Genomic DNA, 21,020 nt, shown 5'->3' on the forward strand with positions numbered 1-21,020 from the left:
AAGTGGGCTGGGAAGCAGAAACCCAGTCTCGACCACTTGAATGATCGCCTCATGATTCAGGTGGTAACGCACCGGCTGCCCTTGGGGTTATGGTGGGTCACCTGAAGGAATCCTTGGTCGACCAACTGATCGAAGTCGCGGTGATTCGCCTGATGCCAGCCTAACAGGCGCAGGTTAATTTTCCCGTTGCCGAAAATGGCGGTGAAGCGTGCGCCATGCATACCTGCCACTCTAACTCGATCTTAACCTGCTTCAATCCCGGAACGAGCGCCCGCAGCAGTTGTCGCTGTTTGTCGTTCAGGCTGTATTCTGCCATGGTCGCCGCTCTTGTTCGCATCTCCTATAATGAGAGATGATGTTATTGATTCTACACCCAATTTCAGGCGAGCAGCGTTCAGGCGGGTGGGTATACGGGGGATTTCAGACACCGCCGCCAGCCTCGCGTCGGGAGTCAGCCACAATCGACTGCAAAAGCTATACCGCGCCGTAAGGGTATTTCGTCGAGGTTTCGATCAGCGCGATTTCTTCGGGCGTGAGGTCGAACGCCGGATACACCACGCCATTGAGCGCCGTTTCGACGTTGACGATCTGCGCGGTGCGATGAGCGTGTTTGGTCGGTTGATCGCGTACATAGCTTTCCCAGTCACCGCGTTCGCCCACCGGAACAGGACGCTTAAACACTTTCTTCACTTCGGCGTTGATGTTGGCCGTGTCGAGCGTCCACTATTCATCGAGCGCTGTGTTGAGCTTGCCACCCTGCCCCAGACCGGTGATCTGCTCGGCGTACCTAATAACTCGTTCCACCGCTTAGTATTGGTGTAGACTTAGGCAAAAGTGTCTCTTCTTTTCGACCCACTCATGTCCCACTTGGTTTGACGATATACAGTGATATCTATTCTACCGAACAGGAATTTTCAGACCGCTTCTTATGTTGCTCTTACAAGAGCGAGACAAGCTTGCATTATCTGCACCACTACTCAACAGACTTATGCGAATTATGGGCTTATGCGATCTAAGCCCATGACCGTTTGTCAGCCAAAGGGCAAGGCAAGCCAGTAAGTGCGGAGAATGCCGTGAAACCGGGTTACCTGTCGGTCTTGGGAGTTCGCGGACGCGATAAATCGCATCCCTACACAACTACGCTTGTCTCGTAGGGACGCGATTCATTGCGTCCGCTGTCCCCCCAAAAAACTCTATCTACGTAGCGATTAGCCTACCTTGGCCTGGTTTGTCGTATTTCGGACACTGGCTTAAGTAGGTTCTCGAAATTCCCGATGTAGGGGCAGACCTATGTGTCTGCCCGGTTTCGGGCGCACACACAGGTGCGCCCCTACATCCGTTCGTGGATTTGTTTCGAGAACTTACTTTAGACATGGTATTGAACGCCTAAGAATCAAACTATAACCCCGCTCAAGCTCCCATACCAAGCGGGGTTACACTCTTAAGCGTTTTTCACAATCTGCTACACTCTTTGCGGCGATACACCAAAGTCACAAGCTAGATCGGATAAAATCTCACCCGCCGCGTGTCTTTCGCGGATGATTTCGTCTCCGAGTTTGTTTGAGATGGGCGGATTACGGTACAGCATGGACAGGATGTGCTGCACCGCGTCGCTTAAAGCAGAAGTACAACTTTGACCCTAACGGGAAACGAGCACACACGATTCTCATTACCTTCTGTCGTTCACTGGCTGCTTAAGCACTGTGGCATCACATCTCCCAGACGAGTCGCGCTGGAAGTGCGCGGTTCAGACGTCGGCATCTCCGCCGATGACCTACCGCATAGCTTTGAACGCTTCTACCGGACTGACAACGCGCCCTCTAACGAGGAAGGATGCATGTGACTGGGCTGGCAATCGGCCAGAAGATTATTGCAGCTCATTCCGGTGCCTCACTGAATGTTAACGACCTGTGCAGGGGATAGTCACCGTGAAGCACGTGCCTTCGCCTTCTTTGCTTGTGAACTCGATCTGGCCGTGATGCGCATCGACATAGCTTTTGACAATTGATAAACCCAACCCGGTGCCCTCGATGCGACCGGTATTACTTGCCCGGTGGAAAGGCTCAAAGAGCTTTACTTGTTCCGCCTCTGGGATGCCGATCCCATTATCGGCAATGCGGAACTCGATATCGTTCCCATTCCGCGCCACTTCAAAATGTACATGTCCGTTCACTTGCGAATATTTCACCGCATTCGACAGCAAATTGACGAGGATGTCATGCACGAGGTGCTGGTCGAGCATAACTTCGTTCGAGTCGGCGTTGTAGACAAAATCGATAACATGCGTTTTTCCCGCCATGTGCTGGAAGTTATCCCAGATTTCCATGCATAGCTGCTTCAGGGCTACAGGTTCTGGTTTACAAACCAATTTACCCGCGTTCGCTTTACTCAGCGTGAGGACATCGTCTAGGAGCGCGACCATCCGCTGGATCTGGCGATAAATCTGCTGAATCCGTATGGCGCGCTGCTCGGCGGAAAACCGTTCCGCATACGTTTCGAGCATGGTGACGTTCATTTTGATGATCGACAGCGGGGTGCGGAAGTCATGGGAAATCGTCGAAATCAGCTGTTCTTTCAGGTGGATGATCTCTTGTTCTTTTTCTAACTCGATCTGCAATCGATCCGCCCGAATGCGTTCCGTGATATCAGTGACAACGCCGATGATGCCGTTGTTTTCCCCGGTCTTGTTCTGCAAGGTGGAATAGCGAATATCCAGAATGCGATTTGCGATGTTCAGCACGGTACCAGTTTCCTCACCGCTCAACGCCCGCTGGAAATACCCACGAATATCAGGGATCAGCGGTTCGAAAGCGTCCACAATCGAAAGGCCAACCAGCGCTGGCATATCCTGACCGACAATCTGGCTGCCTCGTCCCTGAAGGAATTTTAGAACCCCCTGCGGATCCACTTCGAACAAAATGACCGGATTGCTCTTGATGACCATTTGCAGATGTTCTTCGCTCGCTCGCAGAGCTTCGATGGCCTGTTTCCGCGCGGTAATATCCCGCGCAATGCCAACTAAGCCGATGACCTCGCCCTCGTCACTACGAAAAGGGACTTTGGTCGTCAGCGTCCAATGCGCGCCAGTTTGATCGTGCATAACACGTTCTTCGCTGATGATTGCCGTACCGGACGCCATCACGACGGCATCGTCGGCGTGGAAACTCTCGACAAAATCGGAATCGAACACATCGCGAGCCTCCCTGCCAATGAGGTCAGCGGGAACACTCCGCGCGACAGCTGCATGAGCGAGATTACTGGCGATGAAGCGATCCGAACGATCTTTCACGAAGATGTAGTCAGGAACATTATCGATCAGCGTACGCAGGAGGTTGCGTTCCCGCCGCAGACGGAACTCCGCTTCTTTCCGATCAGTGATATCCCGCGCGATGTAGACGATGAGCTGCTTGCCGCCATCCGCCCTGCCCATGAGCGCGGTGCGCCCGTCATACCACTTGGTGGCCTGCGCCACTTCCAGTTGATACTCCACTTGCTGCGTATATCCAGTTGCCACCGTCTGGCGAATTGCGTCCATGATCAGATCGGCAGCAGGGGACGGAAAGACCTCGTCGATGGGCCGACCTAATTGGTGTTCCGGGAGAATAACCATCTGCGGGTCGTTCAGGAGTTGAATCAAACGTCCATCTTCATCCAGAATGAACGCAAGATCTGGCAGCGCTTTAGCGAAAGCACTCAGTCGCTCCTCGCTCCGCCGCAAGTTGCTTTCTGCCTGCAAGCGCGCCGCGAGCAGGCGCTTACGCTCACACGCCGACTGAATCGTTGTGGCCAAGCGGCGAATGTGACGCGGGGATTTGATGACGTAGTCTGCCGCCCCGCGTTTCATGGCTTCGACCGCCACTTCCTCCGACCCGGTGCCCGTGACCACAATTACAGGCAAATGCGGGTAGTGCGCATGCACTGCGTCTATGACCTGTACGCCTTCAAAACCCAAAATATTGAAGTCCGTCACGACCACGTCGAATTCACCGCGGGCGAGCTGATGTTCGAACTCCTGACGGGCGGAGGCCGTAATCACGGTGAAGTCCGCACTGTCGTGTTCCAGCGCGTCCCGGATCAACTCGCGATCCAGAGCGCTATCATCAACGTGCAAGACACGTATCGAGGTGCTCATAGTTGTCAATCGTCTCCCATGGGCGGGCCAATATTCAGCGTTAACCAGTACTGGTCAATTTGGTGAACGACGGCCAGAAAATCTGTGGTTGAGACGGGCTTAATCAAGTAGCTGTTGGCGCCGTTATTATAGCTTTGGATTAAGTCGGTGTCTTTTTGGGATGAAGTCAGCACTACGATCGGCAGACGTTTGAGCCCAGGAGTCAGTTTGATCCGGCGCAGCACTTCATGACCATCAATGCCCGGCAGCTTCAAATCCAGCAAAATGAGATCGGGCAGAGGATACTGCTCGCGATCGCTAAACTTGCCCGTGCCAAACAAATAATCGAGGGCTTCCTGACCGGTATTCGCCACATGGATACTGTTTTTCAAAGCGGCTTCGCTGAAGGCATCAAGCGTGAGAGCGATATCCATTGGGTTGTCTTCCACCAGTAAGATATGCCCTAAGCCGTTGATCCGTGAGACCACGATAATTGTTCCTTATAAGCCTGTTGGACGCGGTAATTTGACGTAGAACTGACTACCGACGCCGATGGTGGACTCCAGCCAGATGCTGCCATTCAGCAGTTCGACCGAGCGCCGCACAATTGCGAGGCCGATGCCCGTTCCGGGATAGTGTTCCGCGCTGTGCAGACGCTGAAACACATTGAAGATCTTGTCGTGAAACTCCGGATCGATGCCCAGACCATTGTCCGCCACGCGGACCACAACGGCCTCGGGTTCGATCGTGCAATCAACGCGCAGCACAGGCGCCACGCCGGGCCGCTGATAAATCATGCCGTTCTCCAGCAGATTCGCGAAAATCTGCATGAGCAGCGTTTTGTCTCCGCGGACCTCAGGCAAAGTCTCTGCCAGCTCGATTTGCGCCCCATATTTAGTAACCTGAGGCCGCAGCATCTCGATCACATCTAGCAGCAGTTTGCGTAACGGGATGGTTCCGAAGCGCACATGCTGACGACCGAGGCGCGAGTAGTCCAGCAGGTCAGTGATGAGTTGATTCATCTGGCCGCCCGCGTCCACAATATAGTCAAAGTACCGCTGACCTTCTTCGTTCAAGCCGCTGCGGTGGCGGCGCGCAATAATCTCTGCGAATCCCTGAACAGCCCGCAGCGGCGCGCGCAGATCGTGAGAGACCGAATAACTGAACATTTCCAATTCGCGGTTCACATGTTCAAGTTCAGCCGTGCGGTCGCGCACACGCTGTTCCAGTTCGAGATTGTGCTGGGCGATCTGGTCATACAGTTCGGCCTGATGCAGCGCGATTGCAATCTGATCCGCGATTTCTTCCGCAATCTGTTGATGTTCGAGCGTGAAGAAGTTGACCTTCGTGGAGGCCAGCGCCAGTACCCCGATCAACCGACCTTGTACAAGCATCGGGTTCGCCATCGCTGAATGCACATGTTGGGTCTCCAGATCTTCAGCAAGCTGCGCTTTGGGACCGTGCTGCGTGGCTAAATCCGGTGTGACCACCGACAACCCTGCTTTCAACCGTTCAAGAACGTCATTGGGGACGACGGGTTGGCTGTCACCAACATGAATTTGCAGTTCGGAAGCCTGCTGCCAGGCAATTGCTCGTTCTTCGGTGAGTTCCCGGTTGTAGAGTACGATACTGAGCCATTCGCAGGGTATAAGTCTTTCCAACCGCGTCAGAACCGCCCGGGCAATAGCCTCAGGTGATGAGGCACCCAGAATATGATGGTCAATATCGTGGAGCGTGGATAAACGCTCGTTATAACGTTGGAGCACTTCTTCCGCTTCGCGGCGTTTCGTGAGGAGGTTAAGCCGATGAAAAGCCGAGGCGATATTACTCGCCATCGCTATCAAATATTCCTGTTCGGTAGGCGTGGGTACACGTACCCCTTCGTCGCCGAATGTTCCGGTACCGATCGCCCCCATGTGATAATCGAACGTGATGATGGGCACATTGATGATCGTCCGGTTGTTCAGCATGGCTACGAGCTCTTTACGTGTGCGCGGATCTGTCCGAGCATCTTCCACGATGACGATCGACCTTGAATTGACGATCTCCTCCATCATCGGATCGCCATCAACTTTCAAGGTGACGACTTCTTCAGTGGCGAGCAGCACATGCCTGATATGGCCGCCGACCGCTAACAATCGAGCGTAATGGCGATCATCATCCATCAGATACGCCCATAAGTTTTGGTAACCGAGGACGGTTCTGACTTCCTCCAGCGCCAGATTCAGTACATCGAGATAAGTCTCGACAAATTCGAGACCACGTGAGAGCCGCAGCAGCGACTGCGAATGCTGCTCGCGTTCGCGCAGCGTATTTTCGAGCCGCTTGTTGGCGCTGATGTCGACCGAAAACGTGGCAAATCGATCGCCATAGGGTGGCGTCGTCATGATATGAAACCAGCGCTTGGTTGGCTCATAGTACATGTCGGTATGTACGACAGTTTCGCTTCCGCGATGCTGTTCCCACCACTGCTGAATAAATTCGGGCTGCATGTGGTAGATGTTGGTCGCGCGTTGGCCGATCACCTGCTCCCGACTGTAAACGGAGTGACGGGTAAAGGCCGGGTTCACATCAAGAATCTGGTAGTCGATGACCTGCCCCTGAGCATCCCGAATAATCTCATTGATGGCAACGCCCTCATCCATCACATTGAAGAGGTTACGGTAGCGATCTTCGCTTGCCTGCAAGCGCTGATAGCTCAGGATTGTCGAAAGGGCATCGGCCAAGCGCCGGCTGATTTCTTTGAACAACCGGATCTCTTCTGCGTTCCACACTCGCCCATACGAACACTGGTGCAGCACAAAAGACCACGCCTTCCCAACCTTCGGGTAAAACGCCATTCCGATGAACGATTGGACGTGAAAGGCCGCTGCCATCTCAAAAGGAACCGGATGCGTGGCGCCGGGACCGAACAGCACAGGGTCAGGGGAAGCGCGCAGGAGGCGGTAGACGTGTGCGCCCACGGGATCAAGCGGGAGGTCTACCCCGATCGGGAGCAAGCCGGGGTATTCTGGACGAGTGCGCTCCATCGGCACACGCCATAAGCGGGCGTCCGGATCACAGGGGTAAACGAATGACGCGCGATCACACTCAAAGATTGTCAGCAATGTATCCAGTACATCCCGCAGCATCTGATCCAGATCGTTCGTCCCCTGAATCGCGCGGTTCACCTGATCCATGCGTTCGAAGAAGCGGAGATGAGCGAGGCGTTCTTCCTCCGCTTGTTTGCGCAGCGTGAGGTCAGTGACGACCGCAAAGCTCCCCAGAAACGTCCCCTGTTCATCGAGGAAGGGCGTGCCTGAGACAAGAGTCGTGATCGGCGTGCCATCGCGCCGCAACCAATCGATTTGGTAGAGACTTTGTTTGCCCTGTCGGCGTAGAACAAGTTGGGCGTCATAGATCGGCTGACTGGCCGTGTCCATAAACGCATGGAGCGTTCTGCCAATCAGTTCTTCCATCGAGTAGCCGAGCAATTCCGTGAAGCGGTGGTTGGCGTAGTTAACCTTGAGGTTGGCATCGATGGACACTAGTCCATCGTTCATGGCTTCCACGAGCAGTTCGTAGCGTTTTTCGCTGGCCAGCAGCGCCAGCGATGCCCGTCCTTTGTCAGGTGGAAACTGCGGCAAAGCGTAAGAGTGATCACTCGCTCCTGCGTCGTTTGCTGAGTTTTCATCCATGAGAGTACCCATCTGCCGTAAATCGATCGATCATCGCTACGTCCTATTCTCATTATACGCCCGATTTACGCGGCAAACTTACGTCCGTCTGGGGAGAGAGCGCTAGATTTTAGTCGCCGGGCAGAAGGCACAGATCGTGACTGAAGAGTGGCGGCAGGCGTGCAGTCACCGCCGCTCGCACAGCAAGCTCGGCTACCTGCCATAGACAGTTCTCATTCTGCTTGGGCTAGTTCATGAGGGGATAGATCAGCACCACCCACGGCGCTGGAAACCCCAGTTTCCACACGACTGTCCTCACTGCCAAGCCGGATTGAGGCTGCAAGTCCTGCGTTCCAAAACCGACATTCGCCCCTACAGCGAATGTAAGAGTCGTCGCGGACGCAAAAAGATACTGCCGACGCATGGATTTGCCTGCCCCAACCCTGAATGCCTGTATTGCGGCATGACCGACAACCAGCTTCACGCGCTTGTCGGTTATGGTTCACACAACGGCATTCAACGCTTCAAGTGTCAAGTCGGTGCCAAGGTGTTCACCAGCCGAGTCAACACCCCATTCTACTATCTCAAAACTGCCCCGAAACAAGTCGAGTTTGTGCTGCTGTTTGCGCGTTTACGCCAAGTCGGACTCCGCCCTCTCATCCAAACCACGTTCGTCGAGCGCGTCAACCTCACCTTTCGTCAATCCGTCGCTGCCCTCTCCCAACGGAGGTGATCATATGCCCAGACGAAGCGGCATCTGCTGCTCCACTGCGAGTGGTTTCGCCTCTGCTATCATTTCGTCCGGGCGCACGAATCGTTGGCTCTCGAGGTTCCCGCTTTGAAGCGGCGCTTTCGTGTATGTTCTCCGGCGATGGCGCTCAGTTTAACCGACTACCTCTGGTCGGTTCGCGACCTGCTGCACTACCCCGTGCCGCAGGTCGTTTAACCTACTAAAACCAAAAAACACCCCACTCTCAACGCGCTGTTGGGTGGGAATATTGTGTTTTTTCACCCCGTTGACCGCATTTTGGGCGGGTGAATCCCTTTTTCGACCGAAACGCGAGTGCGAAAGCACATTTTGAATTGTCAACGATGCCCATTTACTGTGCCCGCTGAGACGAGCGCCAAGCGTAACAAAAGGTATACTTCGGGAAAAGTGTAGTTCTGCTCACCACGAACAAGGAACATCATGCAAACCAGCTTATCCGAACTACTAAATTCAAACCGCACGGTCGTCGCCGACGGCGCTATGGGCACCATGCTTTTTGCACTTGGGCTAAAAAATGGCGAATCGCCTGAATTGTGGAATGTCGAGCAGGCAGACAAAGTGCGGAGTGTACATCGCGCCTATATTGAGGCGGGCTCACAGATTGTGCTGACAAATACTTTTGGCTGCAACCGCGTCCGTCTGGCGCGGCATCATCTGGAAGATCGCACCGCCGAATTGAACCTCGCCGGGGCGCGGAATGCCCGCGCCGAAGCCGATGCCGCCGCGCATCCGGTCGTTATCGCCGGGTCGATCGGGCCAACCGGAGTCATGCTTGAGCCGTACGGCGACCTTGAATATGCTGAGGCGGTCGACATTTTCGCCGAGCAGGCGCAGGCGCTGATCGCCGGCGGAGTCGACGTGCTGTGGATCGAAACGATGTCGGCTCTGGAAGAAGTGAACGCGGCGGCTGAAGGCTGTCGGCGCGTTGACCCCACCTTCCCCATCGTCACGACGATGACCTACGATACCAAGGGACGCACCATGATGGGCGTCACGCCTGAAAAGGCCGTTCAAACGTTGGATACCCTACAGGTAGTCGCTTTGGGCGCCAACTGCGGCAACGGTCCCGACGAAATTGAAGCGGTCATTCAGAAGATGCACGCCAAAAACCCGAGCGATGTGCTGATAGCCAAAGCCAACGCCGGCCTGCCGCGCATGACGGACGCAGGCCCCGTCTACGACGCCACACCCGAAGTGATGGCCGAATATGCGCTCCGCGTGCGCGATCTTGGCGCGCGCATCATCGGCACCTGCTGCGGGAGTAATCCGCAGCACATTCGCGCCATCGTCCAGGCGCTTAACACCCCATAAGGCTCCCGCTGCCGCGGCGCCGATCTTCTTGACATTCGGGAAGATCGGCGCTACTCTCAAATGTACAACGATGTATACAGACATATAGAGATGTGTGGTGCCTCTATGCTGCCTCAAATTGATCGATATAGTCCAATTCCAATCTATCAGCAGATCAAGGACTGGATGCGCGGCAATATTCTCAATGGGACGTGGGGCGAACACTATCAGCTTCAAGCGGAAGATGATCTTGCCCAAGCGCTCAACGTTAATCGGGGCACCTTGCGTAATGCCATCAAGTCGCTGATGGAAGAAGGTCTGCTCATCCGCATCCACGGCAAAGGGACCTTCGTCACGCACAAAAAGGTCGAGCAGCCGCTGGCGGAAAGCCTGATGACCTTTTCTGAAGCCCTCATTCAGCAGAACATCGCCTACACCACCACGACCCTCCAGCAGCAGGTCATCCCCGCCGACGAGGATCTCGCCGCACTCTTCCACCTTGACTTGGACGCGCCGATTTTGTGGCTCCAGCGTGTGCGGCACGTCGAAAACAAACCCATTATTTACTTCGCGAACTACGTGCCGACCGCCAACTTCCCACAAATTGAGCAGAAAGATTTCTCTACACGCCGCCTGTTCGACGTGATGGAACATGATTACGGCCTCAAGATCGCATGGGCTCAGCGCTACTTTGAAGCTTGCACGGCAGATGCGCAAGTGGCCGCGGCGCTGAACATCAGCGTTGGCAGCCCGGTGATGTACGCCAAACAGATCACGTATTCGAACAACGATGTGCCCATCGAAGCCTCCGACATCTGGATTCGGGGCGATAGTTTCCGGCTGTCAGCAAACGTACTGCGCGGCGAATCACTTAACTTGCTCAATGGTGTGCCCGATCTGGTGCAATCGGAGATACGGGTTTAGCCCCGTAGTTTTGGCATTATGAAAAAGGAACTGACACATGCAGCAAACGGAATTTTTGCCCGGCAACCATGAGCGCGGCCGCTACATGCGGATGGATACAGCGCAAATACTAAAACGATTTTTCTTTTGTGAACGCGCTTTGATTATTGCTCAAGCTGGCTGGATTGCCGGGTTAGCCCCGCTCGAAATCAAAATCGAACTTCCGCGGATGTTCTGGGAAGATGCGCTGGTTGCCGACGCCCTGCGGACCCGCGTGTTTGAGCTGCGTTACCCCAGCCGCCTGCTCGAAATTGCCGACGATGCTCCCGTGGTCAGCCTGTTCGAAGCCGCCAAAGATGCCCCCAGCGGGGCGGCTTTCCTGCTCGCTTTGGCGCGTGTGTACAAGCCCGCCCTCCTCACTGCTTATCAAGCCTATCTCGGTATGGCGGACACCATCGCGGATGGTCCAACGGTGCACTTTCTACGCACGGCTGTTGCCGATAAGCAGCGCCAGATCCAGCAGCTTGAGCAGTTTGCCTCAGCGTTCCTGCAGCATGCCGCACCAGCCGAAATCGACGAAGCTCATGCCTGGGTCAACGCCCTGCGCCGCCAATTGGACGCCGTCGGGTTGGGGTTGGATGCACCGCGCGCCGTGGAACATGACATGGTGACACCGCTGCGGAAGTCGTTTCAATTTGCCGAAATCCCCGCGCGCGATGCCCGGTTCGCGCAGGTGCGCTACTACTGGCCCAACGTCATCGACAGCAGTTTCCCGTATGGCGACGGCATGATGCTCCAATTGCGCAGTGCGGTCAGCCACCTGAATGAAGTCTGGGCGGTGGAAACCGGGGGCGCGATTCTCTATTTCTTCGCCGATGCGCTCGATTGGGAATTCGTGGTCGATGCAGCGCGGTGGACGTACGACGAAGCGCGGCACACGCAAATGGGTTATGCTCGCCTCATCGGCTGGGGTTTTCAGCCCGAGGAACTGCCGCTCGGCACCTATATTTATGATGCAGCCCGCGGGCAAGATCCGATTATCCGTCTGGGGATGCTGCATTACTTTGAAACCAAGAATATTGGCAAGAAGCACGACCGGGCGGCGGCCTTCGCCAGTTATCACGACGATGTGAGTCAGCACGACATGGAATTCGACTGGGCGGATGAGACGATCCACGCGCATTACGGCAGCAAGTGGTTGGCCGCCCTGCGCGAAAAATTCCCGTCGCTGCCTGATCGGGAAACACTGCATAACCGCTGCGATCAGCTGGTCGAGCAGGTCGTTGCGGAAGCTGTCGAAACGGACAGACAAGCGATCTATGCTGTGACAGAGGCGATGGTTGCCAAAGCGAACCACCGTTTGACGTTGGTGTGAGCAAGCCGGGGCTCATCCTCGGCCAAACGCTCAACAAATAAGGAATAAATCTGTTATGGAAGCTTCAAATTCTCGTAGTACGCCTGCTCCACACACCGGGTGGCGTCTTCGCAACCTGTTTGCTGCCCGCGAAGCTGGCGTTTTCATCGCTTTAATCCTGATGTGCGTATTTTTAGCGCTCACATCAGAAGCTTTTCTGAGCACGCGTAACCTGCTCAATATCGGGCGACAGGTGTCACTGATCGGCATTATGGCGGTCGGCATGACCTTCGTCTTGATCTCCGGCGAGGTTGATCTCTCCGTCGGGTCGACTTACGCCCTCGCTGGGCTGGTGACGGGGATGCTGCTCATTCAGCAGTGGACGATGCTCCCCGCCATTGCAGTTGGCTTACTGATCGGCGTCGGGATTGGCGTGCTCAACGGCGTGCTGTCCACCTACGGCAAACTTCCTTCGTTCATCACCACCTTAGGCATGCTGAGCATTGTTCGCGGTGCCGCTCTGCTCATCACCGATGGGCAGCCGGTGACCGTCAATATCCGTCAGGGCGTCCTGCCGGATGTGCTCGAGCAGTTCGAGTTCATCGGACAGGGCTACCTGTTCGGTCAAATCCCCATGCAGCTCGTGTTCTTCATCATCATCGCGATTCTCGGCGCTATCGTGCTCTCGCTGACGACCTTCGGCTTCCGCGTCTACGCGGTGGGCGGCGGGCAAAAAGCCGCGCGCGTCTCAGGTATCCGCGTCTTCAGCGTCAAGGTGTGGTCGTTCATCATTATGGGGACCCTCGCCGGGCTGGCCGGCATCTTGAGTATGGCGTTCTTGCCCAGCGGCCAAGCCGGTCGTACGGGCTTGGGGTTGGAACTGGATGTGATCGCAGCCACCATCGTCGGTGGCGCGTCGCTCTCCGGCGGTGAGGGCACCATCCCCGGCACCATCCTGGGCGTGTTGATCATCGGCGTGCTGCGCAACGGGTTGGTGCTGCTGGGCATTTCGCCGTTCGCGCAGGAACTCATCATCGGCCTGGTGATCATCATCGCGGTGGCCATCGATAAATGGACCGCCACCCGCCGCGCGGCATAAATAACTTTGCCACCCTTTGGCAGTTCTACGGAAACTCTGGACACCTTCCGTTTGATTTGCGCATTAAGTTAAGTGCATTCATGAGGAGTATTTCAAATGAATCTCAGAAAGTTGTTCTCTGTCCTATTGTGCTTGTTCATGCTTCTACCATTTGTAGCAGTCGTATCCGCTCAGGATGAAGGCGTCAATGTGGCGGACTTCGCGCTGGCCGAACGCATTCAGGCGAAGATTGCGGCGGGCGAACCGCTGAACATCTACGTGTCATATCACGATGTCTCCAACGAATTCGCGCCGTTCATCCGGGCGGGCGTGGAACGCGCCATTGCAGAATTGGGCGTGAATGCGCAGTTCATCGGCCCGGTCGGCGCGGATGCCGATGCCCAGATCAGCGAAATTGAAACTCTGATGGACCAGATGGACGGCTTGGCGATTTCATCCGTCAGCACCGACGCGCTCGCGCCGCTCATCGACCGCGTTGTCGAAGCGGGCATCCCCGTCATCACCTTCAACACGGACAATCCCGACAGCGCTCGCCTCGTCTTCGCTGGCCAAGACCTCGTTCAGTCCGGTCGCGAAGCCGGTCAGTTGATGGGCGACGTCCTTGGTGGTGAAGGCAAGGTCATCATCACCACGCTCGACGCTGCCGCTCAGTGGTCGATTGACCGCGAGACCGGCGCGCGCGAAGCGCTCGCCGCCTTCCCCGGCATCGAAATCGTCCAGACCGTCAACACCGGCACCGACCCGCAGGAAATCTACGCGGCCATTGAAAACGCCATGCTCGCGAACCCCGACGTGACCGGCATCCTCTCGCTCGAATGCTGCTCCACCCCGCCGCTGGCGAATGGGTCACCCGCAATGCCGCCGTCGGCACCGTCAAGGTCGTCGGCTTTGACCTGCTCGATGACACCATCCAGTTGGTGATCGACGGCGCGGTGCAGGCCACTATCGATCAGGCTCCGGAACGTCAGGGCTTCGAAGCGGTCAACCTGCTCGTCCAGTTCCTGAACGGCGAAACCATCAGCAACCTCGATACCGGCGTCGGCATCTACACGCAGGAGAACATCAACGAAGTCCTCAACCCGACGCCGGAACCCACGGAAGGCGTCAACGTCGCCGACTTCGCGCTGGCCGAACGCATTCAGGCGAAGATCGCGGCGGGCGAACCGCTGAACATTTACGTGTCGTACCACGATGTCTCCAACGAATTCGCGCCGTTCATCCGTGCGGGCGTGGAACGCGCCATTGAGGAATTGGGCGTGAATGCCCAGTTCATCGGCCCAGTCGGCGCAGATGCCGATGGACAGATCAGCGAAATTGAAACACTGCTCGACCAGATGGACGGGCTGGCGATTTCGTCCGTCAGCACCGACGCGCTCGCGCCGCTGATTGACCGGGTCACCGAAGCGGGCATCCCTGTCATCACCTTCAACACGGACAATCCCGACAGCGCGCGCCTCGTGTTCGCTGGCCAAGACCTCGTTCAGTCCGGTCGCGAAGCTGGTCAGTTGATGGGCGACGTCCTTGGCGGTGAAGGCAAGGTGATCATCACCACGCTGGACGCCGCCGCTCAGTGGTCGATTGACCGCGAGACCGGCGCGCGCGAAGCGCTCGCCGCCTTCCCCGGCATCGAAATCGTCCAGACCGTCAACACCGGCACCGACCCGCAGGAAATCTACGCGGCCATTGAAAACGCCATGCTCGCCAACCCCGACGTGACCGGCATCCTCTCGCTCGAATGCTGCTCCACCCCCGCCGCTGGCGAATGGGTCACCCGCAATGCCGCGGTCGGCACCGTCAAGGTCGTCGGCTTTGACCTGCTCGATGACACCGTGCAGTTGGTCATCGACGGCGCGGTGCAGGCCACTATCGATCAGGCTCCGGAACGTCAGGGCTTCGAAGCGGTCAACCTGCTCGTCCAGTTCCTGAACGGCGAGACCATCAGCAACTTCGATACCGGCGTCGGCATCTACACGCAGGAGAACATCGGCGAGGTCGCCGGGTCGTAAACGGCAGTAATTCGGTCGGTGTGCGGCGCGGAATCACCGCACACCGCGCTTTCAGGAGGTCGTCCGCATGGGCGATCTCCTGAAACGCCTTTCTCGAATATACGCCTGATTGCGAAAGCGAAAGACCCGCTTATGTCTCAACCCGTACCGATTATTGAGCTCCATCATATCTCCAAGCAGTTCCCCGGCGTGCTGGCGCTGAATGATGTCAGCATGAGCTTTCTGCCCGGCGAAATCCATGCCGTTTTAGGCGAAAATGGCGCGGGCAAAAGCACCCTGATGAATATCCTCGCGGGCGATCTTCAGCCGGACAAAGGCGAAATTCTGCTGGACGGCCAGCCGATCACGCTCGCCTCCCCCGCCGTGAGTCAGCAGGCGGGGATCAAGGTGGTATATCAGGAACTGGCGCTGTGCATGAACCTCAGCGTGGCGGAAAACATTATGCTCACGACTGCCGCCAACCAATCGGCACTCTCGTTGGCGCGCCGGGGGCGCATGCAGGAGACCGCCCGCGCCGCGCTGGCGCGTCTCGGCATGGAGCACATCAACCCGAAGACGAAAGTCGGCAAGCTGTCCGTTGCACAGCAGCAGCTCGTCGAAATCGCGCGCGCCATCTCGCAGCAGGTGCGCGTGCTGATACTGGACGAGCCGAATTCCGCCTTGACCAACGAGGAAACCGCGCATCTCTTTGAAGTCATTGAGCAGTTGAAAAGCAAGGGTGTCACGATCATTTACGTCTCGCATCGGCTGGAAGAGGTGCTCCAGATCGCCGACCGGATCTCGGTCATGCGCGATGGACGCTACATCAGCACGATGGTGAATGATGAAAGCGTCACCCTGGACAAGATCATCAACCAGATGGTCGGTCATGCCGTTGATCATTTCCGCAGACGCACGAGTGAAACCGCGCCAACCCGCGAAATTGCGCTGGAAGTCGAGCAGGTGTCGAGTCTGCCCGCGCTGAAAGATGTATCCTTCCGGGTCGGAAAAGGCGAGATCATCGGGTTTGCCGGATTGCCGGACTCCGGCAAAGATGAACTCGTATCGGCGATCTTCGGGCTCTCCCCGCGCAGTGGGCAGATTCGCGTGCAGGGGAACACGGTCAAGCCCGGATCACCGACCGACGCCATTCAGAACGGCATGGCGCTCATCCCAGCCGATCGACGCGGCTCCGGCGCGTTCTTGACGATGAGCGTAGAAAACAATACGGTCGCAGCGTCACTCGAACGGATCAGCCGGCTGAGCTTTCTCAGATCGGATCAAATTCGTCAAACCAGTGCGCATTATGTCAAACAGTTTGATACGCGCATCAGCAGTCATCAGCAAAAGCTGCGCACCCTGAGCGGCGGCAATCAGCAAAAGTCGTCCTCGCCCGCGGCCTGGCGACACAGCCCGCGATCTTGATCCTGCACGAACCCACCCGCGGTATCGATGTGGGCGCAAAGAGCGAAATTTACAGCATCATGCAGGACCTGGCAGCCCAATCGGTCACGATTGTGATCGTCTCGTCCGAACTTCCCGAATTGATCGGGCAGTGTGACCGCATCCTCGTCATGTTTCAAGGGCAAATTAACGGCGAATTCAGCGGCAGTGAAGCCACCGAACCAGCAATCCTCGCGTGCGCGATGGGGCAAACCCTGCCGAACGGAACCAAGGCGGTGACTCTATGACCTCTACTATCATTACCGTTGTGGGCAGTTTCGCAGTCGGGTTGACCCTGCGTACGCCCGTCATGCCGATTTTCGGTCAAACCCTGATCGGCAGCGACTTCGATATGGGGCCGGGCGGCAAAGGCTCAAACCAGGCCGTCGCCACGTCCCGGTTGGGCGCCTCGTCGTCGCTGGTGGGCATCATCGGCGATGACAAGCTGGCGGAAATCGCCACCGATCTGTATGCGGCGGAAGGCGTCGATACGACTTACCTGCTCCAGACTAAGGAGCGCCCGACCGGGGTCGGATTCATCATTCTCAACCCCAAGGGTGAGAATTTCATCATCCTTGACATGGGCGCGAATAACCTGATGGATGCCGCCTACGTCGATACAGCGGAAGCGCAGATCGCCAAGAGTGACATCGTCATGGCGGTGCTCGAAATTCCCGTCGCGGCAGCCATTCGCGGCATGGAGCTCGGCAAAAAGCATGGCGCGCTCACGATCCTCAACCCCGCGCCCGCCGCTGAGCTGCCGCCGAGCATTTTCCCTTACATCGACTACCTAACGCCCAACGAGAGCGAACTCCGCATCCTGCTCGGACTGCCGCCGGATGATCCGACACCCACTCGCACGCTCGCCGCGCAACTGCGGGGGCTGGGTGTGAAGAATGTGATCGTCACGATGGGCGCCGAAGGCGTGCTGATACTGACCGACACGCTCGATCAGTTCGTGCCCGCCTTCAAAGTCGATGTCGTCGATACGACTGGCGCGGGCGATGCGTTCAATTCCGGCCTGGCGGTGGCGCTCGGCGAAGGCCAACCGCTGGTCGAAGCCGTCCGCTTTGGCGCGGCCTGCGGCGCGCTGGCGTGTACCCGGCTCGGCGTGATCCCGGCGTTGGCGCAGCGGGCGGATGTCGAAAAACTGCTCACTCCAACAACCTTTGACCAATCCAATACCTTGAGGAGAAGCTTTCATGAATCGCGGTAAATTGTTGAATTCCGAACTGGCGCATGCGATTGCCTCGATGGGACATGGCGACCTGATGATCGTGTGCGATGCGGGCTTCCCGATCCCGTCTTCGGCATGGCGCATCGACCTCGCCATCGTGCAGGATGTGCCGGATCTCGAAACGGTGCTGACGGCGGTGGCCGATGCCTTCATCGCCGAAAAGGTCGCCTATGCGGATAACCTGCCGATCAACAACCAGCCGCTGCTGGAAAAAGTGAAGCGCCTGTTCCCCGATGCCGATCACGAGATGGTTACCCGCGACCATCCTCGGTGAGATGGCGGCCAAAGCCAAAGTCATCGTTCGCACGGGCGCGTTCGATCCGTGGGGCAATATTTTGCTGTACGCGGGCGTCGATGTGCCAAAGTGGTTCAGCAAGCCGGGGGTCGTCGCGCCGGAATATTACGCCAAGAAACTAGGTAAATGAGCGGATTTTCCGTTCCGGCGGTCGTGTTAGGGCAGCTTAATGCGCTGCCCGCGCTTGAAATGGTGCGCGTTGCCCCGCCTGAACGCGGCGAGGTACTCGTGCGCATGGTCGCCAGTGGCATCTGCCACACCGACATCAGCTATATGCGTGATGCGCGTGTAACGCCGGTCGTACTGGGACATGAAGGCGCGGGCATCGTGGAGCAGGTCGGCGCAGGCGTGACACACGTTCGCGCAGGCGACCATGTGGTCATCAACTGGCAGCCGAAGTGCAACCAGTGCCGCCACTGCCTGAGCGGGCGGTCAGACCTGTGCGAGAACATTCAAGGGACGGTCGCCCCACGCGTGTTTCGGGGCGACCAGCCGATCGCCGTGATGTTGAACGCGGGCACCTTCTGTCCGTATGTCGTCGTCCCCGCGGGCGGCGCGGTGCCCATTCGCAAGGACATACCGCTGACGAAGGCGGCCATGCTTGGCTGTGCGGTCGCGACCGGCGTCGGCGCGGCGCTGCACACCGCGCACATTCATCCCGGCGACAGTGTGGTCATCATGGGCGCGGGTGGCATTGGGCTCAACATTGTGCAGGGGCGCGCCTCGCTAATGCGGGCATGATCATCACGATCGATTTGGACGAGTCCCGGTTGGAATTGGCGCGTCAGTACGGCGCGAACCCGCACCCTCCACGGCAGCCAATCCGATCTCGTTCAGGCGGTGCGCAAACTCACCGACGGGCGCGGCGTGGATCATGTGTTTGAAGCGGTCGGCGTTCCGGCGTTGATGCTGAACGGCATCGACATGCTGGCGCGGGGCGGCACGCTGATTCTCGTGGGCGCGGCGGCGCGCGATGCGACGCTGCCGTTTCACCCCCGGCGCTTTATGAGCCAGCAGCAGCAGATCGTGGGCTGCATCTACGGCAACATCCGCCCGCAGATTGATCTGCCGCTGTTCGCCGACTGGTACAGCGACGGTCGGTTGCATCTCGATGAAATGCACACCACCTCGGTGCGACTGAGCGACGTGCCGGAAGTCTTCGCGACGCTGGATCAGGATCGCGGCATTCGTCCGATCATCGAATTTGAGGCGCAAGCATGACAATCTATCACTTTGAACGCTTGTTCCCTAACGAGATCGAGGCGCGGCTGAAGTCGGCACCCGTGCTCGTACTGTCGTTCGGCACGTTGGAATGGCACAGTCACCATTTACCGCTTGGGCTGGATGGCATGGTCGCGCAGGCCGTCGGCGAAAGCATTGCCGACCGTCTGGACGCAGTCCTCGCGCCGGTCTCCTACTGGGCCGCGGGGGGCGTGCCCTATCCGTACACGCTCAAACTGCCGATCAGCGTGATTGAACCGCTGCTGGTCGCCGTGTTCGAGCAGTTCGCGGAAATGGGCTTCCGCGTGATCGTCGCGTTTACCGGGCACTTCGGTATCGAGCAGACGTTAGTCCTCAAGCGCGCTGCTCATACCGTGATGAGCCGTTCGCCCGTCACGATCCTGCCGATCACGACCTATGACCTAATCAGCCCAGAAGCTATACCGGCGATCACGCGGGCAGGGCGAGACCTCGCTGCTGCAAGCGGTGGAGCCGATCTGGTCAAGCTGGATGCGGTGCCAGGCGATGTCCGGTTGGATGGGGTGCTGGGGCGGATCCGCGCGGCGCGGCCAGCGCCAAACAAGGGGAAGCCATGCTAGAGCAGATCGCCAACGCGGCGCAGACTACCGCCACGCGGTTGCTGAGTCAGAGTGCGGTTGAGCGGGCGCGTTACCACGAGGTCAGCGGGCTGCTGGTGCGCGTGTTGAGCAAGACGTTCGAACTGCGCCAGCAGCTGCCTAAGGCGCTCGTCCCCAGCATCACAACACCCGCCTATTTGCAGAGCATACAGGCATTATTCGGTGGGGACTGCGAGCGCGCCAAGCAATTTGCGGAGATGAAACTGGCCGACTTGAGCGCGTGTTAGTGTTAGTAGGCGCTCGGTTCGTCAGTGAAGCCGTCAAGGATACCGACGGCGTTGCTCGTACCGAGCAGTTCAGCGCCCGCCTCGATCAGGGCGATCACCTGTTCCAGCTTGCGAATGCCGCCAGACGCCTTGACATGCGTCTCCGGGCGCAGGTTCTGGCGCAGCAGTTGAATATCTTCCGGGGTGGCGTGTCCGGGTCGATGTCCGCCACCGCTGGAGTTCTTGATCCAAGGGACGCCCGCTTGTTCCAGCAGCTGCGCGGCCTGAATTTTGCCCTGGCGCGACTCGATGTAGCCGAGTTCCAGCATCGCCTTGAGCGTCAGGCTGCCCGCCGCCTGCACCAGCAGCGCGCTTTCCTCCTGAAATGCCGCCAACTCGCCGGAGAGGAACAAGCTCATATGCGGTTCATAGTCGACCTCGTCTGCGCCCAGGGCGAGACATTCGCGCAGCAGGGCAATTTTGGCGAACACGGTCTCGTTGCCCGTGCCAAAGCAGATCGTCGTCGCCACCTTGACCGTCGTACCGCGCAGAATCTCACGGGCCAGTGGAACATACGCCATCGGGATCATCGCTGCGTTGAAGCTGTGAACCGCGCACGCTTCAATGTGCTCAATTAGTTGTGCCCGGGTCGCGTCCGGGCGCACCAGGGTCGATTGGAGTTTGGCAGCTAAGTCCTGCCGACTAATCGTAGTAGGCTCATTGAGCATGGTGGTCTTCCTCTTGAAAAGTGTTCGTTTGACGAGCAGCAGTATAGCAGCGATGTACACAGATGTCTATATACATTTAGATGAA

Annotated in this window: 21 protein-coding genes and 1 pseudogene; 16 read left to right on the forward strand and 6 right to left on the reverse strand. The window is 57.5% G+C overall.

The genetic code is table 11. The features are described from left to right. Positions 1-56 precede the first annotated feature (56 nt). From IPK17_RS30420 to IPK17_RS30440, 5 genes and pseudogenes are all read right to left on the reverse strand, one after another. Positions 57-221 carry a hypothetical protein gene (locus IPK17_RS30420; RefSeq protein ID WP_343421459.1) on the reverse strand — a complete coding sequence of 55 codons (165 nt, stop codon included), beginning with the start codon at positions 219-221 and terminating at the stop codon, positions 57-59. Between the two features lie 253 nt (positions 222-474). After that, positions 475-711 (reverse strand): annotated as a pseudogene (locus IPK17_RS30425) (hypothetical protein); the annotation flags it as partial. A 1,189-nt stretch (positions 712-1,900) separates the two neighbouring features. After that, the gene (locus IPK17_RS30430; protein WP_343421461.1) at positions 1,901-4,132 is read right to left on the reverse strand and encodes a PAS domain-containing protein; all 2,232 of its coding nucleotides are present in this window, start codon (positions 4,130-4,132) and stop codon (positions 1,901-1,903) included. A 5-nt stretch (positions 4,133-4,137) separates the two neighbouring features. Next, complete coding sequence (locus IPK17_RS30435; RefSeq protein WP_343421462.1) at positions 4,138-4,599, reverse strand: response regulator; 462 nt, start codon at positions 4,597-4,599, stop codon at positions 4,138-4,140. 12 nt (positions 4,600-4,611) lie between these two features. Further along, positions 4,612-7,788, reverse strand: a complete 3,177-nt coding sequence (locus IPK17_RS30440; protein WP_343421463.1) for a PAS domain S-box protein — start codon at positions 7,786-7,788, stop codon at positions 4,612-4,614. A gap of 442 nt (positions 7,789-8,230) precedes the next feature. Here IPK17_RS30440 and IPK17_RS30445 point away from each other — a divergent pair, with 442 nt between their 5' ends. The 16 genes from IPK17_RS30445 (at position 8,231) to IPK17_RS30515 (ending at position 20,228) form a co-directional block, all read left to right on the forward strand. Then, positions 8,231-8,500, forward strand: coding sequence for a hypothetical protein (locus tag IPK17_RS30445; RefSeq protein ID WP_343421464.1), 270 nt, complete (start codon positions 8,231-8,233; stop codon positions 8,498-8,500). A 456-nt stretch (positions 8,501-8,956) separates the two neighbouring features. Next, entirely contained in the window at positions 8,957-9,847 is an 891-nt protein-coding gene (gene bmt, locus IPK17_RS30450; RefSeq protein ID WP_343421465.1) for a betaine--homocysteine S-methyltransferase, read from the forward strand. Between the two features lie 105 nt (positions 9,848-9,952). Then, positions 9,953-10,750: a GntR family transcriptional regulator gene (locus IPK17_RS30455; protein WP_343421466.1), complete on the forward strand. Its 798-nt coding sequence runs from the start codon at positions 9,953-9,955 to the stop codon at positions 10,748-10,750. Positions 10,751-10,787: 37 nt separating this feature from the next. Continuing rightward, entirely contained in the window at positions 10,788-12,104 is a 1,317-nt protein-coding gene (locus IPK17_RS30460) for a DUF455 family protein (protein ID WP_343421467.1), read from the forward strand. A 55-nt stretch (positions 12,105-12,159) separates the two neighbouring features. Next, positions 12,160-13,182: an ABC transporter permease gene (locus IPK17_RS30465; RefSeq protein ID WP_343421468.1), complete on the forward strand. Its 1,023-nt coding sequence runs from the start codon at positions 12,160-12,162 to the stop codon at positions 13,180-13,182. Positions 13,183-13,278: 96 nt separating this feature from the next. Further along, complete coding sequence (locus IPK17_RS30470; RefSeq protein WP_343421469.1) at positions 13,279-14,103, forward strand: sugar ABC transporter substrate-binding protein; 825 nt, start codon at positions 13,279-13,281, stop codon at positions 14,101-14,103. Beyond that, the gene (locus IPK17_RS30475) at positions 13,998-15,188 is read left to right on the forward strand and encodes a substrate-binding domain-containing protein (RefSeq protein ID WP_343421470.1); all 1,191 of its coding nucleotides are present in this window, start codon (positions 13,998-14,000) and stop codon (positions 15,186-15,188) included. Before IPK17_RS30470 ends, IPK17_RS30475 begins: the two co-directional genes overlap by 106 nt. A gap of 132 nt (positions 15,189-15,320) precedes the next feature. Beyond that, positions 15,321-16,592 (forward strand): sugar ABC transporter ATP-binding protein, encoded by a 1,272-nt coding sequence (locus tag IPK17_RS30480; RefSeq protein ID WP_343421471.1) that lies wholly within the window; start codon positions 15,321-15,323, stop codon positions 16,590-16,592. After that, positions 16,589-16,858 (forward strand): hypothetical protein, encoded by a 270-nt coding sequence (locus IPK17_RS30485; RefSeq protein WP_343421472.1) that lies wholly within the window; start codon positions 16,589-16,591, stop codon positions 16,856-16,858. Before IPK17_RS30480 ends, IPK17_RS30485 begins: the two co-directional genes overlap by 4 nt. After that, positions 16,855-17,826, forward strand: a complete 972-nt coding sequence (gene rbsK, locus IPK17_RS30490; protein WP_343421473.1) for a ribokinase — start codon at positions 16,855-16,857, stop codon at positions 17,824-17,826. Before IPK17_RS30485 ends, rbsK begins: the two co-directional genes overlap by 4 nt. Then, positions 17,813-18,121, forward strand: a complete 309-nt coding sequence (locus tag IPK17_RS30495) for an RbsD/FucU domain-containing protein (RefSeq protein WP_502749389.1) — start codon at positions 17,813-17,815, stop codon at positions 18,119-18,121. The genes rbsK and IPK17_RS30495 overlap by 14 nt, the downstream gene beginning before the upstream one ends. 1 nt (position 18,122) lies before the next feature. Continuing rightward, a complete protein-coding gene (locus IPK17_RS41155; RefSeq protein ID WP_502749391.1) occupies positions 18,123-18,272 on the forward strand; it encodes a hypothetical protein in 150 nt (49 codons plus the stop codon). After that, entirely contained in the window at positions 18,269-18,883 is a 615-nt protein-coding gene (locus tag IPK17_RS30500) for an alcohol dehydrogenase catalytic domain-containing protein (protein ID WP_343421474.1), read from the forward strand. Before IPK17_RS41155 ends, IPK17_RS30500 begins: the two co-directional genes overlap by 4 nt. A 12-nt stretch (positions 18,884-18,895) precedes the next feature. Continuing rightward, positions 18,896-19,363: a zinc-binding dehydrogenase gene (locus tag IPK17_RS30505; protein WP_343421531.1), complete on the forward strand. Its 468-nt coding sequence runs from the start codon at positions 18,896-18,898 to the stop codon at positions 19,361-19,363. Further along, positions 19,360-19,962, forward strand: coding sequence for a creatininase family protein (locus IPK17_RS30510; RefSeq protein ID WP_343421475.1), 603 nt, complete (start codon positions 19,360-19,362; stop codon positions 19,960-19,962). The genes IPK17_RS30505 and IPK17_RS30510 overlap by 4 nt, the downstream gene beginning before the upstream one ends. After that, positions 19,956-20,228 (forward strand): hypothetical protein, encoded by a 273-nt coding sequence (locus IPK17_RS30515; RefSeq protein WP_343421476.1) that lies wholly within the window; start codon positions 19,956-19,958, stop codon positions 20,226-20,228. Before IPK17_RS30510 ends, IPK17_RS30515 begins: the two co-directional genes overlap by 7 nt. Before the next feature lie 2 nt (positions 20,229-20,230). On the opposite strand, the gene deoC is transcribed toward IPK17_RS30515, so the two are convergent. Continuing rightward, the gene (gene deoC, locus IPK17_RS30520; protein WP_343421477.1) at positions 20,231-20,935 is read right to left on the reverse strand and encodes a deoxyribose-phosphate aldolase; all 705 of its coding nucleotides are present in this window, start codon (positions 20,933-20,935) and stop codon (positions 20,231-20,233) included. Positions 20,936-21,020: the final 85 nt, after the last annotated feature.

The sequence above is a fragment of the Candidatus Flexifilum breve genome (genome assembly GCF_016713355.1).